The 4,314-nt window shown below is 61.8% G+C and carries 4 protein-coding genes; all 4 read left to right on the top strand.

Annotation, left to right across the window (positions count from 1 at the left end; genetic code table 11):
• On the top strand, positions 1-535 hold a 535-nt coding region (locus A2Z13_10965), incomplete at its 5' end, for a hypothetical protein (GenBank protein OGP76509.1).
• A gap of 461 nt (positions 536-996) precedes the next feature.
• Positions 997-1,401 (top strand): hypothetical protein, encoded by a 405-nt coding sequence (locus A2Z13_10960; protein ID OGP76508.1) that lies wholly within the window; start codon positions 997-999, stop codon positions 1,399-1,401.
• Positions 1,402-1,460: 59 nt separating this feature from the next.
• A complete protein-coding gene (locus A2Z13_10955; GenBank protein OGP76507.1) occupies positions 1,461-2,672 on the top strand; it encodes a hypothetical protein in 1,212 nt (403 codons plus the stop codon).
• A 164-nt stretch (positions 2,673-2,836) separates the two neighbouring features.
• A partial coding sequence (locus tag A2Z13_10950) for a hypothetical protein (protein OGP76506.1) occupies positions 2,837-4,314 on the top strand: 1,478 nt, incomplete at its 3' end.

Genomic DNA, 4,314 nt, shown 5'->3' with positions numbered 1-4,314 from the left:
GATCCGCAAGGACGGCTTGACGGTCACGACCGATTCGGAGCGGATCCGAAACAACCGCAAGTGGCTCATCCAACTGCTGCTCGCGCGGTGCGACCGGCAAAAGGACGTGCTCGACTTCGCCGCGCAATACGGCGTCGCGCCCATCGAACGGCTCACGAAAAAGAACGACGACTGCATCCTGTGCGGGATGTGCGTGCGGGCCTGCGGCGAGATCGTGGGCGTGGGCGCGATCGGCTACGAGAGGCGCGGCGAAAAGCGGGAGGTCACGTCGCCGTACCGCGACAAAAACCCGGTCTGCATCGCCTGCGGCACCTGCGTGTACGTGTGCCCCACGCATTGCATCGCCATGACGGAGGAAAACGGCGTTCGCACGATCAGCCGCTACGCGGGCGAAAAGAAGATGATCGTGCGCGAGGCCAAGATGCTCACGTGCGGGAAGTGCGGCAACTACTTTCTGCCGTCGTCCGTCGCGGAAGTCTTCGAAAAGAAAATGGGCATCGCCCCGACGGTTTTCACCTGCCCGAGTTGCCGGTAATCCGGACAAAAAACGCCCGTTTCCAATTTTGAAGCGGGCGTTTCCGCGTATGGAAACCGAAATCCTCTGCTTTACGTCAGCGATCCCGTCGATGGTCTCCGGATTCTCGCATGTCGAGACGTCGCCCACGGGTTCGCCGAGAACCTTTTTCTTGCTGGTCCTTCAATTCCACGCGCAACGGCTCGCCAGAGTGAACCATTTTGGGGACATGTACCATTAATGGTACGTTTGTAACGCTCACTAATTAATCAGCCGATTTGTCCTGCATACGGAAAAATAAAATGCGTAGTGTTCCTTTTTTGGTACAAAATATGGCGGTTATGCGCTTCCTGAAGAAAAACAGCAAGCGGGATACTCTCCCTTATTTATTAGGCAGATCCGCGTAGTTACTACCGTAGAATGCATATCCGGCACTGCCATTGCATGACGCTGTTTTACTTCCATCAAGAGCAGGGGGAAGGATGTTCAAGGTCGGCGATTCCGCCGAAATGACGAAGGTGATCACCGAGGAAGATATTTTCCTCTTCGCGGGGATCACCGGCGACCGGAACCCGATCCACATATCGAAGGAGTTCGCCGCGAAGTCCCGTTTCGGGGAGCGGATCGCCCACGGGATCCTGACCGCGGGGCTCATCTCCGCCGTCATCGGAATGAAGCTACCCGGTCCCGGCTGCCTCTATCTCTCGCAGACGCTCAACTTCCTGGGCCCCGTCAAGATCGGCGACGAGATCACCGCCCGCGCGGAAGTGGTGGAATTGATCTCGGAGAGGCGGATGCGGCTGCGGACGCAGTGCTTCAATCAGAGAAAGGAAACGGTGCTCGACGGGGAAGCGATCATCGTCCCGCCGCGACCGGCGCGGAATTGATCGACGATGGAAACCAAAATGGGCCGCGCAGCAAGGCGGTCACGAAAAGGAGGAGGAGAATGAGAAAGGTTCTGGTGGCAGGATTTCTGGTGCTGCTGTTTGCGGCCACTTCGTTCGCCGCGGACACCATCAAGCTGGGCGGCATGTTTCCGCTGTCGGGCCGCGCCTCGGACCTGGGGATCGCGTGCAAGCAGGGGGCGGAGCTCGCGGTCAAGGAGATCAACGCCATGGGGGGGGTGCTCGGGAAGAAGTTCGAGCTGCTGTCGGCCGACGACAAGGCCAACGTGCAGGAGGGGGTGACCCTTTCGAAGCGGTACATACAGAAAGACGGGGTGAACTTCCTCTTCGGTGTGGTGAGCTCCGCGGGCTCCCTGGCGGTCGCCGAAGTCGCCAAGCAGGAGAAGGTGATCTTCATGGACACGGTTGCGTCGACGGACGCACTGACCAAGGAGAAGTGGAACCGGTACACCTTCCGGGCCGGCACCTGCAACTCGCAGGAGGCCAATTCCCTGGCGATGTACGCCGCTTCGAAGCACAAGAAGCTGAAGACGTTCTACAATATCGGGCCGGACTACGAGTACGGCCGGACGATGTGGGAGATCTTCAAGGCCAGGACCAAGGAACAGAACCCGAAGGCGGAGTTCATCGGGGAGCAGTGGCCCAAGCTCTTCATCCCGGACTACACCTCCTACATCAACGCAATTCTCCAAGCGAAGCCCGACGCCGTGTTCTGCACCCTGTGGGGCGGCGACCTGGTCGCCTTCATCAAGCAGGCGATGCCCTACGGCCTGTTCAACAAGATGAAGTGGATCATCGCAACCGGCGGGGACATCACCGTCGCCAAGGCGCTGGGCAAGGAGATGCCCACGGGCCTGATCGTCGACCAGCGGTACTACTTCCATTGGCCTGCAACCAAGCGGAACCAGGAGTTCGTGAAGGCGTTCATGGCCGACTTCAAGGATTACCCAAGCGCCTGGGCGGCGGAGGGGTATGACGGCGTGTACTTCCTGGCCGAGGCGATCAAGAAAGCCGGCTCCCTCGACACCGACAAGGTCATCGCCGCCCTCGAGGGACTGACGATCGACTCCCCCCGCGGGAAGGCGACGCTCCGGAAGGAAGACCACCAGCTCACAAGTGATTTCATGGTGGGGGAGACGGTGTTCGACAAGGCGTATCCGTTCGCAATCGTCGGCAACGCCGAGGTATTCCCGGCCGAGAAGGTGCTCTACTCGATCGACGAGTGGAAAAAGGCGCAGGAAGGGAACAAGTAGGCGAGCAACGGAAGTACCGGGGGTCCTGCCAAAAGGGCAGGCCCCCCTTACCCCGAGCGGGCGGAGTTTATGGATCTTTCCTTCTTGACCGTCCAGGTTTTGAGCGCCCTGCGGCAGGCGGCGTTCCTCTTCCTCATCTCGTCGGGCTGACGCTGGTCTTCGGGGTGCTGAACATCCTCAATTTCGCCCACGGCGCGCTGTACATGCTCGGGGCGTACTTCATGTACTGGGTCACGCTGCAGCTGGTCGGCACAGGCGGGTTCCTCCTGGCGTTTCTTGCGGCACCCCTGGGCGTCGCCCTCATCGCCGTGGTCATCGAGATGGGGCTTCTGAGGCGCATCTATATACAGGAAGAGATTTACCAGCTCCTGCTCACCTACGCGCTGGTCCTCATCATCGACGACCTGGCCAAGATCGTTTTCGGGCCGGAGTTCAAGTCGATCCCCAAGCCCGACGTTCTGTCGGGGTCGGTCACCCTCTTCGGCGGGACCGTGCCGGTATACACCCTCCTCGTCGTTATCCTGGCGCCCGCCGTGGCGTTGCTGCTCTGGTACCTGCTCTACAAGACGAAGACGGGGAAAGTCGTCCGGGCGACTTCCTCCGACCGGGAGATGGCCGACGCCCTGGGGATCAACATGTCGGCGCTGTTCACCCTGGTGTTCGCGTTCGGTGCGATCCTGGCGGGGCTCGGCGGAGCGCTGGCAGGGCCGGTGCGGACCGTGTTCCCGGGGGTGGGGACCGAAGTCATCATCGAGTCCTTCGTCGTGGTGGTGATCGGGGGGCTGGGGAACCTGTGGGGCGCTCTCATCGGGTCCATCCTCATCGGCGCCCTGGAGACGATCGGGATCATCGTCTTCCCCGAGTTCGAGATGGCCCTCATCTACCTGCTGATGGTGGCCGTGCTCGTGGTCCGGCCGTGGGGTCTCTTCGGGCGCCCGCTCAAGGTCAAGGCGCTCTCCGAGAAGAACCTCGCGATGGAGGCGCAGGAGATCTCGCCGGTCCACTTCACCGTCCACCCGGCCGTGCGGTGGGCCCCGCTGCTCCTGCTTCTCCTGGTCCCCCTGTTCGCGGGCCGGTTCTACCAGTACCTGCTGACGCAGATCTTCGTGGCCTCCCTGATGGGCGTCGCCTTCAATCTCCTCCTGGGGACGACGGGGCTGCTCTCGTTCGGGCAGGCCGCGTTCTTCGGGGTCGGGGCCTACACGGTGGGGCTCCTCCTCACCAAGGCCGGGTTCGGCACGCTGCCCGCCCTGGCCCTGTCGCCGGTGGTGGCGGCCGCGGTGGCCGGCGTCATCGGGTTTTTCTGCGTCCGGCTGTCGGGGGTGCACTTCGCCATGCTCACCCTGGCCTTCGGCCAGCTCATCTTTGCGGTCGTCTTCAAATGGTACGGGTTCACCGGCGGCGACAACGGGATCCAGGGGATTCCGATAAAGCCGATCTCGCTCGCCGGCCTGACCGGAGTCGACATCGGCTCCACACAGGCGATGTACTACTTCGTGCTCGTGGTCGTGGGGCTGTCCGTGGAGCTGCTCCGCCGGATCCGTTCTTCCCCCTTCGGGGCGACCCTGAAGTCGATCCGGGAAAACGGCCAGCGGGCCTCCTACCTCGGCGTGAACATCCAGCTGTACCAGTGGACGGCGTT

This window comes from Deltaproteobacteria bacterium RBG_16_64_85, assembly GCA_001798885.1.
GTDB lineage: Bacteria > Desulfobacterota > Deferrimicrobia > Deferrimicrobiales > Deferrimicrobiaceae > FEB-35.
This window is presented reverse-complemented; position numbering and strand designations above follow the sequence as displayed.